This window comes from Altererythrobacter chaiwopuensis (genome assembly GCF_054957735.1).
This window is the reverse complement of the sequence record NZ_JBTXJF010000001.1, coordinates 387,770-402,931: the sequence shown is the minus strand read 5'-3', so window position 1 is coordinate 402,931 and position 15,162 is coordinate 387,770. Positions and strand designations below refer to the sequence as shown.

General features: G+C 60.7%; 15 protein-coding genes, 1 tRNA gene and 1 other RNA gene. 13 read left to right on the top strand and 4 right to left on the bottom strand.

Going from position 1 to position 15,162, the window contains the following annotated elements; translation table 11 throughout:
• Window positions 1-61: 61 nt before the first annotated feature.
• The 7 genes from ffs to ACX3VQ_RS01960 all read left to right on the top strand — a co-directional run bounded on the left by ffs (window position 62) and on the right by ACX3VQ_RS01960 (window position 7,153).
• Window positions 62-156, top strand: an RNA gene (ffs, locus tag ACX3VQ_RS01990) — signal recognition particle sRNA small type.
• 106 nt (window positions 157-262) lie between these two features.
• Window positions 263-2,074 carry a DNA polymerase III subunit gamma/tau gene (locus ACX3VQ_RS01985; RefSeq protein ID WP_462579264.1) on the top strand — a complete coding sequence of 604 codons (1,812 nt, stop codon included), beginning with the start codon at window positions 263-265 and terminating at the stop codon, window positions 2,072-2,074.
• Window positions 2,075-2,080: 6 nt separating this feature from the next.
• Window positions 2,081-2,422 (top strand): YbaB/EbfC family nucleoid-associated protein, encoded by a 342-nt coding sequence (locus ACX3VQ_RS01980; RefSeq protein ID WP_462579262.1) that lies wholly within the window; start codon window positions 2,081-2,083, stop codon window positions 2,420-2,422.
• A gap of 48 nt (window positions 2,423-2,470) precedes the next feature.
• A complete protein-coding gene (locus tag ACX3VQ_RS01975; protein WP_462579261.1) occupies window positions 2,471-3,265 on the top strand; it encodes a class II aldolase/adducin family protein in 795 nt (264 codons plus the stop codon).
• Window positions 3,266-3,268: 3 nt separating this feature from the next.
• Complete coding sequence (locus tag ACX3VQ_RS01970; RefSeq protein WP_462579260.1) at window positions 3,269-4,081, top strand: hypothetical protein; 813 nt, start codon at window positions 3,269-3,271, stop codon at window positions 4,079-4,081.
• A gap of 129 nt (window positions 4,082-4,210) precedes the next feature.
• The gene (gene lon, locus ACX3VQ_RS01965) at window positions 4,211-6,607 is read left to right on the top strand and encodes an endopeptidase La (protein ID WP_462579259.1); all 2,397 of its coding nucleotides are present in this window, start codon (window positions 4,211-4,213) and stop codon (window positions 6,605-6,607) included.
• Between the two features lie 273 nt (window positions 6,608-6,880).
• Window positions 6,881-7,153 carry an HU family DNA-binding protein gene (locus tag ACX3VQ_RS01960; protein WP_462571827.1) on the top strand — a complete coding sequence of 91 codons (273 nt, stop codon included), beginning with the start codon at window positions 6,881-6,883 and terminating at the stop codon, window positions 7,151-7,153.
• Window positions 7,154-7,256: 103 nt separating this feature from the next.
• Here ACX3VQ_RS01960 and ACX3VQ_RS01955 read toward each other — a convergent pair whose 3' ends face one another.
• Entirely contained in the window at window positions 7,257-8,123 is an 867-nt protein-coding gene (locus ACX3VQ_RS01955; RefSeq protein WP_462579258.1) for a hypothetical protein, read from the bottom strand.
• A 21-nt stretch (window positions 8,124-8,144) separates the two neighbouring features.
• Window positions 8,145-8,939: a 23S rRNA (guanosine(2251)-2'-O)-methyltransferase RlmB gene (gene rlmB, locus ACX3VQ_RS01950; RefSeq protein WP_462579257.1), complete on the bottom strand. Its 795-nt coding sequence runs from the start codon at window positions 8,937-8,939 to the stop codon at window positions 8,145-8,147.
• A gap of 138 nt (window positions 8,940-9,077) precedes the next feature.
• Here rlmB and ACX3VQ_RS01945 point away from each other — a divergent pair.
• From ACX3VQ_RS01945 to pssA, 4 genes are all read left to right on the top strand, one after another.
• Window positions 9,078-9,163: transfer RNA gene (locus ACX3VQ_RS01945), tRNA-Tyr, on the top strand.
• A gap of 95 nt (window positions 9,164-9,258) precedes the next feature.
• Window positions 9,259-10,389, top strand: a complete 1,131-nt coding sequence (locus ACX3VQ_RS01940) for a beta-ketoacyl-ACP synthase III (protein ID WP_462579256.1) — start codon at window positions 9,259-9,261, stop codon at window positions 10,387-10,389.
• Between the two features lie 55 nt (window positions 10,390-10,444).
• On the top strand, window positions 10,445-11,197 hold the full coding sequence (locus ACX3VQ_RS01935; RefSeq protein WP_462579255.1) for a phosphatidylserine decarboxylase: 753 nt from the start codon (window positions 10,445-10,447) through the stop codon (window positions 11,195-11,197).
• Window positions 11,194-12,024, top strand: a complete 831-nt coding sequence (gene pssA / locus ACX3VQ_RS01930; protein ID WP_462579254.1) for a CDP-diacylglycerol--serine O-phosphatidyltransferase — start codon at window positions 11,194-11,196, stop codon at window positions 12,022-12,024. The genes ACX3VQ_RS01935 and pssA overlap by 4 nt, the downstream gene beginning before the upstream one ends.
• Here the strand turns inward: pssA and ACX3VQ_RS01925 are convergent.
• Window positions 11,999-12,232, bottom strand: a complete 234-nt coding sequence (locus tag ACX3VQ_RS01925) for a hypothetical protein (RefSeq protein ID WP_462579253.1) — start codon at window positions 12,230-12,232, stop codon at window positions 11,999-12,001. The genes pssA and ACX3VQ_RS01925 overlap by 26 nt on opposite strands.
• Window positions 12,233-12,562: 330 nt before the next feature.
• Between ACX3VQ_RS01925 and rpsB the strand changes: the two genes are divergently transcribed.
• Both rpsB and tsf read left to right on the top strand, forming a co-directional pair.
• Window positions 12,563-13,312, top strand: a complete 750-nt coding sequence (gene rpsB / locus ACX3VQ_RS01920) for a small ribosomal subunit protein uS2 (protein ID WP_462571833.1) — start codon at window positions 12,563-12,565, stop codon at window positions 13,310-13,312.
• Window positions 13,313-13,413: 101 nt separating this feature from the next.
• Entirely contained in the window at window positions 13,414-14,340 is a 927-nt protein-coding gene (tsf, locus tag ACX3VQ_RS01915) for a translation elongation factor Ts (protein ID WP_462579252.1), read from the top strand.
• Window positions 14,341-14,466: 126 nt separating this feature from the next.
• Here tsf and ACX3VQ_RS01910 read toward each other — a convergent pair whose 3' ends face one another.
• Window positions 14,467-15,114 carry a glutathione S-transferase family protein gene (locus ACX3VQ_RS01910; RefSeq protein WP_462579251.1) on the bottom strand — a complete coding sequence of 216 codons (648 nt, stop codon included), beginning with the start codon at window positions 15,112-15,114 and terminating at the stop codon, window positions 14,467-14,469.
• Window positions 15,115-15,162 lie beyond the last annotated feature (48 nt).

The following is a 15,162-nucleotide window of genomic DNA, read 5'->3' as shown; positions in this document are numbered from 1 at the left end:
TCTCGCTGCGCTCGCAATGACGAGTGACTTGAAATCCGCCTCACATCCGGCCATATGCGCCCCGGGAGTCGGTCGGACGTTCGCGTCCGCTCACCGGGTCAGGTCCGGAAGGAAGCAGCCCAGGTGGATGGCAGCGGGTCGGCCGGCTCCTTTAGCTTTTTGCGCCGGTGCCGTTCTTCAGCAAGAACGTCCGGCTCCTTTTCCATGCATTTATGCAGTCCGATGGCATGACAATGCTGCGCCAAGCGCGTAGCAAGCAGGCATGGGTGATTCACCGGATAATTCGGATACCCCGCCCTGGGATCAGGAGCAGGAGGACGAGAAGGCGAGCGCCGCCGAACTCGAGGCAGCTGGCCAGTCGGCCATGTTTGGCGATCCCGCTCCGGCTTCGGCGCCAGAGCCGGGTGTAGTAACTGCGGCAGAATCCAAGCCGGCCGCGCCTCCCATGAGCCAGCCCTATCGTGTGCTCGCGCGCAAATACCGCCCGCAGACTTTCAGCGAGCTGATCGGGCAGGATGCGATGGTGCGCACGCTGGCCAATGCGATCGAGCGTGACCGGCTGGCACATGCCTTCCTGATGACCGGCGTGCGCGGGGTGGGCAAGACCTCGACCGCGCGGCTGATTGCCAAGGCATTGAACTGCGTCGGGCCAGACGGCCAGGGCGGACCCACGATCGATCCTTGTGGCAAGTGCGAGCCGTGCATCGCCATTGCTGAAGGGCGCCATATCGATGTGATCGAGATGGATGCGGCTTCGCATACCGGTGTGGATGATGTGCGCGAGATCATCGAGGCGGTGCGCTATTCGGCGGTTTCGGCGCGCTACAAGATTTATATCATCGACGAAGTCCACATGCTCAGCCGCAATGCCTTCAACGCCTTGCTCAAGACGCTGGAAGAGCCGCCCGCGCATGTGAAATTCCTTTTTGCCACCACAGAGGTGGAGAAGCTGCCGGTCACGGTGCTGAGCCGCACCCAGCGTTTCGACCTGCGCCGGATCCCGTCCGAACTGCTGCAACAGCATTTCGCCATGATTTGCGACAAGGAAGGGGTCGAAGCAGAGGCAGAGGCGTTACACATCATCGCCAACGCTGCCGAAGGATCGGTGCGTGACGGCCTTTCGATCCTCGACCAGGCGATAGCCCATGCCGATATGGGGGATGGGGGCAAGGTTACTGCGGCGCGGGTGCGCGACATGCTTGGCCTGGCCGACAAGAGCGCTCAGCGGCGCTTGCTTGGGCACCTGCTCGGCGGCGATGCCAAGGCGCTGCTCGATGCGGTGGAGGAACAATATGCGCTGGGGGTTGAGCCCATCGCCCTCATGCGCGGTTTGATGGATCTGATCCACCGCATCACCTTGGCGCAGGTTTCAGGGGCAGAACCAGATGCCCCGTCATCCGAGGAGCGGGCGGCGCTGGGTGAATTTGCACAGCGCCTGTCAGCACCGCAGCTTCACCGCCTTTGGCAATTGCTGCTGAAGGGTCATGAAGAAGTGCGCCAGGCGCCCGATCCGCTGGTTTCGGCGCAAATGGCACTGCTGCGAGTTATGCATGCAGCCGACATGCCCGATCCGGGCAAATTGGCGAAGCAGATCGAAGCATTGGCCGAACGCGGCGTTGCCCCCGCTGCAAGCATTTCGGAATCGCAACCGGCCGGCTCTGCTCCCGGTGAGGGGGCGCATTCGGAGGCGGCGGATTGGGCCGGGCTTGTGCAGCAGGTTGAAGACAGCGGGCAATTGCGTTTGGCGCAGCTGATGCGTGATTGGGTGCGCGTGGTCGAGCTTGGGGCAGGGCGGCTTGTTTACCAGATCGCCGATGGCCTGGCCGAAGATCCCGGCCCCGAACTGCGCGATTGCCTGTTCCGGCTGACCGGCCAGCGCTGGCAGGTTGAGCGCGGCGAAGGCGAGGCATCCCCCACCTTGCGCGAGCAGGAGCAGGCCGCAAAACTTGCCCGTGAAGAACAAATTCGGGAACATCCGCTGGTCAAGGCCGCTTTTGAAGTGTTCCCCGATGCGGAACTGCTGAGTGAGGGCGAGAATATCGCCCGGGCCGGTGGAAGCAAATGGAGTAGGTAACCCCCAATGAAATCGATGGAAGAGATGATCCAGGCCGCGCAAAAGGCAGCCGAAACGATCCAGACCCAGATGAACGAAATGCAGGCCAAGCTCGATTCGATTGAGGTCGAGGGGCAGGCTGGCGGCGGACTGGTGAAAGTAAGGGCCAGCGCCAAGGGCCGTATTCTGGGCGTGACGATCGACGAAAGCCTGATGAAGCCGGAAGAGAAGCAAATGGTCGAGGATCTGGTCACCGCAGCCTTCAACGATGCGCGCGACAAGGCGGATCGCGTATCGAACGAGGAAATGCAGAAGATTCAGGGCGGGATGGGCCTGCCGCCGGGATTCAATTTGCCAGGCATGGGCTGAGCGCGACTGTGCTATAAACCTGGCGAACAGAGACGGGGAGTTGATACGATGGCAACTTTGATGAATGACAATGGTTCTGGTTCGGATGCGGATATCCGCGCGCAGGTCAGCGACGAGGAATGGCAGGTTCGGGTTGATCTTGCCGCTGCCTATCGCCTGGTTGCGCTGTATGGCTGGGATGATCTGATCTTCACCCATCTTTCGGCCCGTGTGCCGGGGCCGGAACACCACTTCCTGATCAATCCCTATGACATGATGTTTGAGGAAATCACCGCGTCCTCGCTAGTCAAGATCGATGTCGAGGGGCAGCCGGTTATCCCCACCTCGCATCCGGTCAATCCGGCCGGTTTTACGATCCATTCCGCCCTGCACATGAATTGTGAGGATGCGCATGCGGTGATGCATCTTCATACTCCCGCCGGGCAGGCAGTCAGCGCCATGGCCGACGGGCTGATGGAGCATACGCAGACCAGCATGATCGCGCGCTCCGACATCGCCTATCACGAGTATGAAGGCATCGCGACCGATCTTGAAGAACGCGCACGACTGGTTGAGGACATGGGGGACAAGCACGTCATGATCCTGCGTAACCATGGCACGCTGGCAATCGGCAAGACCGTGGGCGAATGTTTCTTGCGGCTCTATTTCCTTGAGCGCGCCTGTGATGCGCAGGTCAAGATGCTCGCTGCTGGGCGTGACGGGCTGCATAATCCGCCGCAAGGAACGCCGGAAAAGGTCAAGGCGCAGACGCCGCCTGCCGGAATTGGAATGGTTGCCAATGCGCTTGCCTGGCCGGCGCTGCTCCGCAAGCTGGATCGGGTGGATCCCGGCTTCCGCGACTAGGGCTTGGGCGGGCAAGCGAATCCTGGTCCGGCCTTTGTCATAAGGGCCGAAGAACTGACCGCCGTGAACTATATCGCGGCCAGCCACCCACGGCCGCAATCGGTGGAATGGATCAACCGCGGCACCAACCAGCTCCTGCGGCCGACCACCACCGACATGCTGCTGCGGACGCTGTTCCAGCCTACGGATTCGCCCAGTGTTCAGCGGCTGCATGAAACGGCGGGATTGCGGATCGTGTTCCGTTCCGAGAGCGACCGGGTGCGGTTCGCCAGCGAATTCGAGGCTGCGCTGCGACGCGAACAGGCGGCGCGCGAACATGTTGTCACCGCCATTTTCGACGACCGCGTACGGGCCGAGGCAGCGATTGCCGATTTGTGCGCGGGCGGGTTTCCGCGACAGTCGATCTCGCTGCTGTGCCGGGCGAGCCACTTCAGCGACCCTGAAGCCAAGTGGCCCGAAGGGCACCGCACACTGGACATTACCGGGGTTATCGCTGGCAGCGGTGTCGCAGGCGCGCTGCTGGGGCTGGCTGTCCTGCTCGTGCCAGGCGTGGGAGCAGTGGCGGCGGCCGGTGCGATCACGGGCTCTGCGATCAGCTCGATCGCTTCGATCAGCGGCATAATCGGTGCGACCGGAGGGGCAATCGCCAAGATGCTGACCGATCATGATGTCGACGGGGTGTCCGCCGCCTTCTATGACCGCCAGATCCAGCGCGGGAAAGTGTTCGTTTCGGTCGATGTCATGCACCCGGATGCCGACAGGGCGCGCGCGCGCGAAATCCTCGATGCACACGGTGGGCGCACTCCGCCCGGCTGACCGGGCAGCGGCAGGAATTGCGCCGGATACGCCCCATCCACAGTTGCAGCGCTGCGCCCCATTGCGAGCCGCGACCCGGCTACCCATATTCACGGCAAAGGCAGGCCCCAATGGCTGCCACGGACATATATGACTCAAGAATACCCTCTTCTTCCGCTGCGCGACATCGTCGTGTTTCCCGGCATGGTCGTGCCGCTGTTTGTCGGACGGGACAAATCGGTCGCCGCCCTCGAAGCCGCAATGGAGGCCAGCAAGGACATCTTCCTGCTTGCCCAGCTTGATCCGGGATGCGACGATCCCGAAACCGATGATCTGTATGACATTGGTGTCGTTGCGCAGGTGCTCCAGCTGCTGAAGCTGCCTGATGGAACGGTTCGTGTGCTGGTCGAAGGCACGGCCCGTGCCCGCGTCCACGCTCTGCGTGCCGGGCAGGACCATGTAGTGGCAGACGTCTCGATGCTTGAGAGCGAGACGGTTTCAGGCAGCGAAGTGACCGCGCTGATGCGCCAGGTGGCAGAACAATTCGGCGAATATGCCAAACTCAACAAGAATCTGGGTGACGATGTCGCAAGCGATATTGGCGATATCGACGATGCAGGTGAACTGGCCGATACCATTTCTGCCGGGATCAGTGCCAAGGTGTCAGACAAGCAGGCGCTGCTGACGGAAACGAACCCGCTCAAGCGGCTCGAAATGGTCATGTCCTTCATGGAGGGCGAACTTTCGGTGCTGCAGGTCGAACGCAAGATCCGCGGCCGGGTGAAGCGCCAGATGGAGAAAACCCAGCGCGAATATTACCTCAACGAACAGCTCAAGGCGATTCAGAACGAACTGGGCGGAGGTAATGGCGAGGACGTTGATGAGCTGAGCGAGCTCACCGAAAAGATCGAAAAGGCCAAGCTTTCAAAGGAAGCGCGGACGAAAGCCAAGGCCGAGCTCAAGAAGCTCAAAAGCATGCAGCCGATGAGCGCCGAAGCAACCGTGATCCGCAATTATCTCGATGTGCTGCTTGGCTTGCCGTGGGGCAAGAAAAGCCGCCTGAAAAAAGATATCGGCAAGGCGCAGGAAATTCTCGATGCCGATCACTATGGCCTGGAAAAGGTCAAGGAACGGATCATCGAATATCTTGCGGTGCAGGCGCGCACCAACAGGCTCAAAGGCCCCATCCTGTGCCTGGTGGGCCCACCGGGCGTAGGCAAAACCTCGCTTGGCCAGTCGATCGCCCGCGCAACGGGGCGCAAGTTCGTGCGCCAGTCATTGGGCGGGGTGCGCGACGAAGCCGAAATTCGCGGCCATCGCCGCACCTATATTGGATCGATGCCGGGCAAGATCGTGAGCAACCTCAAGAAGGTTGGCACTTCGAACCCGCTGTTTCTGCTTGATGAAATTGACAAGCTGGGCCAGGACTTCCGCGGCGATCCCGCTTCGGCATTGCTCGAAGTGCTCGATCCCGAACAGAACAGCGCGTTCCAGGACCATTATCTCGAGCTCGATCTTGACCTGTCCGACGTGATGTTCGTCACCACGGCGAACAGCCTCAACCTGCCGCAGCCGCTGCTTGACCGGATGGAGATCATCCGGCTTGAAGGCTATACCGAAGACGAGAAGGTCGAGATCGCCAAGCGTCACCTGATCGCCAAGCAGATCGAAGCCCACGGGCTCAAGAAGGGCGAATTCGAGCTCACCGATGAAGGCCTGCGGGATCTGATCCGCTATTACACGCGCGAGGCCGGGGTGCGCACGCTGGAACGCGAGATTGCGCGGCTGGCGCGCAAGAGCCTGCGAAAGATCCTGGAGAAGCAAGCGACCAGCGTCACCATCACACCGGAAAACCTTGGCGACTTTGCCGGGGTGCGCAAGTTCAAGCACGGCGTTTCCGAAGAGGAGGCGCAAGTTGGCGCGGTAACCGGGCTGGCCTGGACTTCGGTGGGCGGCGAGTTGCTGACCATCGAAAGCGTGACCACGCCGGGCAAGGGTGAGATCAAATCAACCGGCAAGCTGGGCGAAGTGATGAGCGAAAGCATCGCGGCTGCATTCAGCTTCGTAAAGGCGCGCGCTCCTGCCTATGGCATCAAGCCATCGCTGTTCCAGCGCCGAAACATCCACATCCACCTGCCTGAAGGCGCGGTGCCCAAGGATGGGCCGAGCGCGGGCATCGGCATGGTGACATCGATCGTGTCTGCTCTCACCGGCATCGCCGTGCGCCCCGACATTGCAATGACCGGCGAGGTAACATTGCGCGGAAGGGTGCTGGCGATTGGCGGGCTGAAGGAAAAGCTGCTCGCGGCATTGCGCGGCGGAATCAAGACGGTGCTCATTCCGGAAGAGAATGTGAAGGATCTGGCCGAGATTCCCGACAATGTGAAAGAAGGGCTGGAGATTATTCCGGTCAGCCATGTCGATGCAGTGCTGGAACTGGCGCTGACCGAGCCGCTCGAAGCGATCGAATGGAGCGAGGCTGACGATCTTGCCAGCCAGCCCGCGCCAAGCGGTATCAGCGGCGAAGGACACCCCACAGCGCATTGATCAGGGGCTGGATGCCAGAAGGCATTCGATGGTGCGGTGCAGCGACTCGGCGTCGCCTGCACTCGCATCGCCGCGATCTGACAAGGTTAATTTGCAAGTGTTCGCGAGCCGTTCCCAACGGTTCATCGAAATTGGCCGTGAATTCTCCAGAAACGACGCATTTCTGCGCGATTTGCCTTTGACAGCCCCGCCAAAAACGTCTCAATTTGTGCGCTTTCGAAGTGGCCTTGAGCCTGTCAAAAATCCACAATTGAGTTTCAGGGGATTTCCATAATGAATAAGAATGATCTGATCAGCGCGGTTGCCGATGCCAGCGGCCTGTCCAAGAGCGATGCTTCGAGCGCGATAGAGGGCGTGTTCGATACCATTACTTCGGCCCTGTCTGGCGGTGATGAAGTCCGGCTGGTCGGCTTTGGCACTTTTTCTGTCGCGAAGCGCAAGGCTTCGACCGGGCGCAACCCGCGCACCGGCGAGCCGATGACGATCAAGGCATCCAATCAGCCAAAGTTCAAGGCTGGCAAGGGCCTGAAGGACGCGGTCAATTGATCTGGCGGCGCAGCTTGCGGTAAAGGCCGCTGCGCCGATTTTTGAAGAATGCCCCGCAGGTTAGCCTGGCGGGGCTTTCTTTTGCCTGTCCGGCGCGCGGCGCTCAGTTGCCGAGCTTGATCAGCGCGGTTGGAGCGGCCGGGCTGCGCTGGTCGACTTTCCATACCAATCGCGAAGCGTCCACGCCGCGGGCTGGGCCCTCATCGGTATTATTGGCCAGGATCTGGCCGTTGGTGACGATGGTGAAGGTACCATCCATAGTCGGCAGATTGGGCAGCTCGTCGGTCTTTCCCTTCGATCCGCCCATGGCCGCCAGCCCGGCCATGCCGCCCATCATCGAACTCATCGGGTTGGTTTCACCCTGTGCCGAAAATGCCGGGGCGATCACTCGCACCACATTGTCATCGCGCAGGACCACCTCGACGAACAGATTGGCCGGGGGGAATCCCTCTATCACCGGGAACATCATGTCGTGAGTCAGCTGGCCCGATACCGAATAGCTGACGTCGAACACCCCGTCGCCCTTGTGCTCGACCCGGCTCCAGCCCCTGTGGCGTAACAGCAGCGTGCGCAGTTCCTCAGCCGCTTCGGGATCGGTCGGATCGATCCCGCCCATCAGCTGCGCCATCTGCTGCGCCTCCTTTTGTGCCTTGGCCGCACGCTCCCCGGCTTGCGCTTCCCATTCCGCGCGCTGTTCCTCGATTTCGCTGAGTGTGCATTCGCGCTGTTCGAATTCGTCATCGAAGCAAGCATCTGCTTCAAACTCTTTGTTGGCCGCATCCATCTGCGCCAGCTTGCTGAGGCCAAGGAAGAATATCTCGCCTTCATAGCTGAAACTGAACGAGCCATTCCGATCAAGCGCCAGTTCGGACGTGAACTTGCCGGGAGTGACGAAGCATCCCGTGAGCATCAGCGCAAACGCCGCCAGTATTGCGGCGGCAGCTGAGCACATTGGGCTGGGGACATTCATGGGCGGTTCCTTTCGGGCGTGTCAGCTTGATCGCGTTGCCACTGCATAAAGCGCAATTGCGGCGGCATTGGAAACATTGAGGCTTTCGACAGCGCGAGTGATCGGCAGCCTGGCGAGCGCATCGCAATGCGCCTCGATATTTTGCCTCATGCCGGCACCCTCCGCGCCCAGCACCAGCGCCACCGGGCCGGCAGGCAGCGCTTCTGCAAGTGTTGCCTCGGCATGCCCTGTCAGGCCGATGCGCCAGTATCCGGCTTCGGCAATTTCCTCCAGTGCGCGGGCCAGGTTCACCACGCGCACCCAGGGAACGACCTCCAGCGCACCCGAAGCCGATTTGGCAACCACGCCCGATTCGGGCGGGGCATGCCGGTCCTGCGTCACGATCGCCGCCGCGCCGAAGGCCGCGGCAGAACGCAGGATGGCGCCGACATTGTGCGGATCGGTAACCTGGTCAAGGATCACCAGAGGACGCGCGGCCTCGCGGTCCATTACTTCATCCAGGAAGACATCCTCCAGCGGCCCGCATTCGAGCACCAGCCCCTGATGTGGGGCGTCCTTCGCCACCAACCGGGCAAGGTCATGCACGTCGGCATATTCAATCGGGAAATCGGGCGGCAGCTCGCCGTCGAGAGTGTCGATCCCCTCGCGCGTTGCCCAGAGCTTGCGATGCTGGCGCTCAGGATTCTTGAGCGCGGCTTCGACCGCGTGGCGTCCCCACAGGCGTACATTGCCTGAGCTGGCGCGGCCCGAACCGCGCCCGCCCTTCATTCTTCCCGCCCGTCCTCTGAGCGCGCGTTTGCGCTCGCCCTTGGCCATTGCCGATCTCCATAAAGTGCTGCCTATCCGCTCCCCTGCCAGCAGCACCATTGACAGGCAAGCGCCGCTTCGCCAAAGGGGCGCCTCTCGGCAAGCGGGGCCACACATCTGGCCCCTATTTTTCCGCAAGAATGGTGTGGACAGGTGGCCGAGTGGTTAAAGGCAGCAGACTGTAAATCTGCCCGCGCAAGCGTACGCTGGTTCGAATCCAGCCCTGTCCACCACTCTTCGCGAATGTGAGATACACGCCGCTGCCATGGCGGTGGCTCGAGCATTCGCGGCTTGCCGATTGGACCGCGCAGGATTAACCATCCACGCCATGCAGATGTCGTACCGCCCCGTCATTTCCTCGACTGGCCTGTTCACGCCAGAGGATGTCATCACCAATGAAGAGCTGGTTGCCAGCTTCAATGCCTATGTCGATCGTTTTAACGCCAAACACGCAGATGCGATCGCGGCGGGCGAGATAGAGGCTCTGGCGCCCAGTTCGGTTGAATTCATCGAAAAGGCCAGCGGAATCAAGGCGCGCCATGTGGTCGCGAAAGAACCGGTGCTCGATCCGAAAATCATGGCGCCGCGCTGGAGAGAACGCGGCAATGATGAGCTATCGATCATGGCCGAGATCGGCGTGAATGCTGCACGGCAGGCGCTTGAACGGGCGGGGCGGGATGCGAAAGATGTCGATGCCGTGCTGTGCGCAGCCTCGAATATGCAGCGGCCATATCCGGCAATGGCGATCGAGATTCAGGACGCGCTGGGGATCGATGGCTTCGGTTTCGACATGAATGTGGCCTGCTCCTCGGCGACCTTCGGGATCCAGACAGCGGCGGACTATATTCGCGCAGGCAATGCGAAAAGCGTGCTGGTGGTGAGCCCGGAAATCACCTCTGGCCATCTCAACTGGCGTGATCGCGACAGCCATTTTATCTTCGGTGACGTGGCAACGGCTGTGCTGGTTGAAGATGCTGCGATCGCGCCGGCACAACATTGGGACATTCTTGGCACCAGGCTGAAAACCGTATTCTCCAACAACATCCGCAACAATTTCGGCTTCCTCAACCGGGCGCACCCTGAAAGCGAAGGCGCGCCAGACAAGCTCTTCGTTCAGGAAGGGCGCAAGGTGTTCAAGGAAGTGGTGCCGATGGTGGCGCAGATGATTGTCGAAGAGGCGCAGCGGCTCGAAATCGATCTGCATGCGCTGCGGAGGTTGTGGCTGCACCAGGCCAATGCCGGGATGAACCGGCTGATTTCACACCGGGTTCTGGGGCATGAAGCGAGCGAAGATGAAAGCCCCACCGTGCTTGATACCTATGGCAATACCTCCAGCGCTGGCTCGATCATCGCTTTCCACAAGCATAGCGATGACATGAAGCCGGGCGACACGGGGCTGATCTGCAGCTTTGGCGCAGGCTATTCTGCCGGGACGGTATTCGTGCGCAAGGCGGCCTGAGCGGGAGGCAAAGGCTTCGCTTGCAGCGTCAGGCAGCAGGCCCTAGATGCGGGGCATGGCTGGAGAAATTCTAGATAACAAGGGTCGCGGCGATGTCAGCTGGAGCTGGCCGGCGATCCACCCTGAAGGGCGCAAGTTCGGATTGATCGCGGTGGGGTTGAGCCTCATCCCGCTGATTCTGCTCGATTGGGAAATCATCGGTTGGCCAATGCTGCTGCTTTCGGCGGGGGTGTTCGCTTTCTTCCGCGATCCCGAACGGGTGGTGCCGCAGGGCGACAATGTGATTGTCGCGCCAGCGGACGGGCTCGTTTCGATGATCACTGAAGTCGAGCCGCCGGCAGAGCTGCGGGTAGAGGATGGCTCGGGCGCGCCGGGCCTGCCGGATGGGCCGGTGACGCGCATTTCCATCTTCATGAGCGTGTTTGATGTGCACATCAACCGCGCCCCGATTGGCGGAACGGTCGAGCGGCTTGTCTATATACCCGGCAAATTCATGAATGCCGATCTCGACAAGGCGAGCGAAGAGAACGAACGGCAGCACTTGCTTATCCAGCGGCAAGACGGATTGAAAATCGGCTTCACGCAGATCGCCGGGCTGGTGGCGCGGCGGATAGTGCCCTTCGTGAAGCCTGGCGACATCGTGGCGAGCGGCCAGCGCGTCGGGCTGATCCGTTTCGGTAGCCGGGTTGACGTCTATCTGCCGCTCGGCACCTCACCGAAGGTGTTGATGGGGCAGAAGGTAATTGCGGGCGAGACCATCCTGGCCGAACTCGGTACGCAGAAGCTGCTTGAAGGTATTTCGCAGTGATTGACGAGCCGCGCGAAGACAGCGTGGCTGCTGGATCGGCGCGGGTTGGGCCCAAGGCCACCGAAGATGAAGTTCCCGTCGGCACGACCAGAGGCGGACTTTCGCTGCGCGCGCTGCTGCCCAATGCGATCACTGCTGCCGCGCTGGCTGCAGGGCTTACCGGAATCCGCTTCGCAATGGCGGGCCAATGGAACATGGCGGTTTATGCCATAATCCTGGCAGGGTTGCTTGACGGGATCGACGGGCGCATTGCGCGGCTTCTCAAGGCGCAATCGCGTTTCGGGGCCGAACTCGACAGCCTGGCTGACTCGCTCTCTTTCGGTGTCGCGCCCGCGTTGATCCTTTATCTCTGGTCGATCCAGGATCTGCCGCGTCTTGGCTGGTTTGCTTCGCTCGCATTCGCGATTTGCGCGGCGCTGCGGCTGGCGCGTTTCAACGCCCAGATCGATACTGATGACCAGCCGCACAAATCTGCCGGTTTCCTTACCGGGGTGCCTGCCCCGGTGGGGGCCGGGCTGGCTTTCCTGCCGTTCTATCTCTGGAGCGCGACCGACATAGTCGAATTTCGCAACCCGGTGTTCGTATCGCTCTGGCTGGCGGCGGTCGGGGTGATGATGATTTCGAACGTTGCCACATTCAGCTGGAAATCGATCCGTCCGCGGCGCAGCATCCGGCTGGAAGTCATTGCCGTTTTTGCCCTGGCATTCGGTGCCTTGTTGCAAGAACCGTGGTGGACACTGGCGGGGATCTGCGTGATCTATCTTGCGCTGATGCCTTGGGCCCTGATCAAATACGCCAGAGTCAGGCGGCAACGGCAAGCGCGGTAGCGCGCGCCGGGCGGTTGGCGGCCCCGGACGCATGGTGCAACACCACCACGGCAGAATCGTTGAGCGGGGTGGGCGCCGTTTGCTCGCGGGCGAGTTCACGCCTGATTGCTGCCCAGGCATGGCGCAGCTTGACCGCGCTATCGGCGAGCGATGTCAGCGCGGCAATCCCGCATGTCGCAAAAAGGGCGGTTAACGCAAAGCTCAGCATGGTCGTGTCTCCTCGGTGTCCTGCCTTCACCTGACTTCAAAGTGGAGCTGTGACTGCAGCGGTGTACCATGTTTGTTCTCTACGTGAAGTTCTCTATTTGTTCCGACGTGTCAAGCCTGAAAATCGGGTGAAGTACGAATTTTGGCGAATCAGGCTGGATTTTTGGCGATAGGGCGGCTAGGGCGCGCGACGTTCGCTAGGAGAAAGGCAATGGGCCTTACTGCAGGCGGGCAAATCCACATGGTGAGCACACATACCGGTGCCTGACGCGGGAAACGCCGCAAAACAGGTTCCAGCTCTCCAGAGGCATAACCGGAAAGGAATTTGATTATGGCGGCTCCTACCGTCACCATGCAGCAATTGATCGAGGCCGGGGCACACTTCGGCCACCAGACCCACCGCTGGAACCCGCGGATGAAGCCGTATATCTTCGGCGCCCGTAACGGTGTTCACATCATCGACCTGTCGCAGACCGTGCCGCTGTTCGCGCGCGCGCTGGACTTCGTTGAGCAAACCGTCCGTGCGGGCGGCAAGGTGCTGTTCGTGGGCACCAAGCGCCAGGCGCAAGAGGCGATCGCGCAGGCTGCGCGTACTTCAGGCCAGCACTTCGTCAACCACCGCTGGCTGGGCGGCATGCTCACCAACTGGAAGACCATTTCCGGATCGATCAAGCGCTTGAAGACGCTGGAAGAGCAGCTTTCGGGCGACACCAGCGGCTTTACCAAGAAGGAAGTCCTCCAGCTTACCCGCGAACGTGACAAGCTTGAGCTGTCGCTCGGCGGCATCCGCGACATGGGCGGCATTCCCGACGTGATGTTCGTGATCGATGCCAACAAGGAAGATCTTGCGATCAAGGAAGCCGCTGTGCTCGGCATTCCGGTGATCGCAGTGCTCGATACCAATGTCGACCCCAACGGCATCGCATTCCCGATTCCCGGCAATGACGATGCTGCCCGCGCTGTGCGCCTCTATTGCGATGCCGTTGCCGGTGCCGCGATCGCGGGCCGTGGCGGTGCCGTGGCGGATTCGGGTGCCGATTTCGGCGCCATGGAACAGCCGCCGGTTGAAGCCGACGCCTGATTTGCGGCGATGGGCCGCAATCGGCCTGTCACAATCCAGACCTAGCGCACCGGTCCAACTCCCCCCGGGCCGGTGCCCAAACATTTGAGAAGGAAATCACCATGGCTGCATTCACTGCCGCTGATGTGAAGGCCCTGCGCGAGAAGACCGGCGCGGGCATGATGGACGCCAAGAAGGCGCTTGAGGAAGCAAACGGCGATATCGAAGCCGCGATTGATGGCCTGCGCGCCAAGGGCCTTGCCACCGCGCAGAAGAAATCGAGCCGCACCGCCGCCGAAGGGCTGGTTGGCGTGGCCGTTGCGGGCACCAGAGGCGTGGCTGTCGAAGTCAATTCTGAAACCGATTTCGTCGCCAAGAATGAACAGTTCCAGGATTTCGTGCGCAAGACCACTGCGGTTGCGCTTGCGCTTGATACGGACGATGCCGAAGCACTCAAGGCATCAGCCTATCCCGATGGCGGTACCGTTGGCGAGAAGCTGACCGGTAATATCGCCACCATCGGCGAGAACCAGCAGGTCCGGCGCATGAAGAGCGTGGCCGTGTCGCAGGGCGTAGTCGTGCCTTACATGCACAATGCCGCCGGCGAAGGCCTGGGCAAGATCGGCGTGCTGGTTGCGCTCGAAAGCGCGGCTTCGGCCGATGTGCTCGAACCGCTGGGCAAGCAGCTGGCTATGCACATCGCAGCCGCATTCCCTATGGCGCTTGATGCAGATAGCCTTGACGCGGAGGTGATCGAGCGTGAGCGCAAGATCGCGGCGGAAAAGGCAGCCGAAAGCGGCAAGCCTGCCGAAGTTCAGGAAAAGATGGTTGAAGGCGCGGTGAAGAAGTTTGCCAAGGAAAACGCGCTGCTCAGCCAGGTTTTCGTGATGGACAACAAGACCTTGATTGCGGATGTGGTTGCCAAGGCCGGCAAGGACGCTGGCACGGAGATCGTGCTCAAGGATTACGTCCGCTTCCAGCTTGGCGAAGGCATCGAGAAGGAAGAAAGCGATTTCGCCGCCGAAGTGGCTGCTGCCGTCGCGGGCTGATCGCCACTTTCCATTGCCGACAATTCAGCAGCCGCTTGCACCGTGGTGCAGGCGGCTGCTCTGTTTTTGCATCCTCAACGAATAGTCTGGTCCAAGTCACGGCCATGGGCTTGATGAGTCCTGACCCTAGGCAAAGAATTGTGAAATGTATGAGCCGCGGCGGTGCAAGAACGACCGTAACATTTCGGGATATTGATCTGAGACGGCAGAGCGCACAGACGGCCGCAGCATGATAAGCTTTCGCCACGCAGCGAAACGGGGAAGTCCGTCCGCAAGTTCAAGCGGCAGACTTTGTTCCATTACATCGAAATATCGTATCACTGTGGCCCACACGCCGTCGATGAGCCGGAAGCTTTCGCCTTCGAAATATGGTCCCGTGATTTCGACCTCAAGGCGCTCAAGTTTGGTGCTGATTTCCCGTCGCTTCGCCTCGAATGCGACTTCGTCTGCCGCATTGTAGAGACCTGCGATCGCATTCAATGTGTTTGATCCAAACTCGATCCAGCTGCGTTGGCGGGCCCTTTCCTGCGGATCGGTCGGGTGAATTTGATGCGCTCTGGTTTCATAGAGATATTCGGCAATCACCTGACTCTCGAACAGAACTGTTCCGCCCAAGTCGAGCACGGGTGTCTTGCCAAGCGGTGAGATTTCCAGAAACCATTCCGGCTTGTTGGATAAGTCGATGTCCACGCGTTCAAACGGCACACCTGCTTCCAGCATAACAATGACTGCACGCTGGACATAAGGACATAGATTGTGGCTGATCAGGCGCATGTTTAGACCTCATTGTATTTACATGCAGATGCATATAAATACAATCCT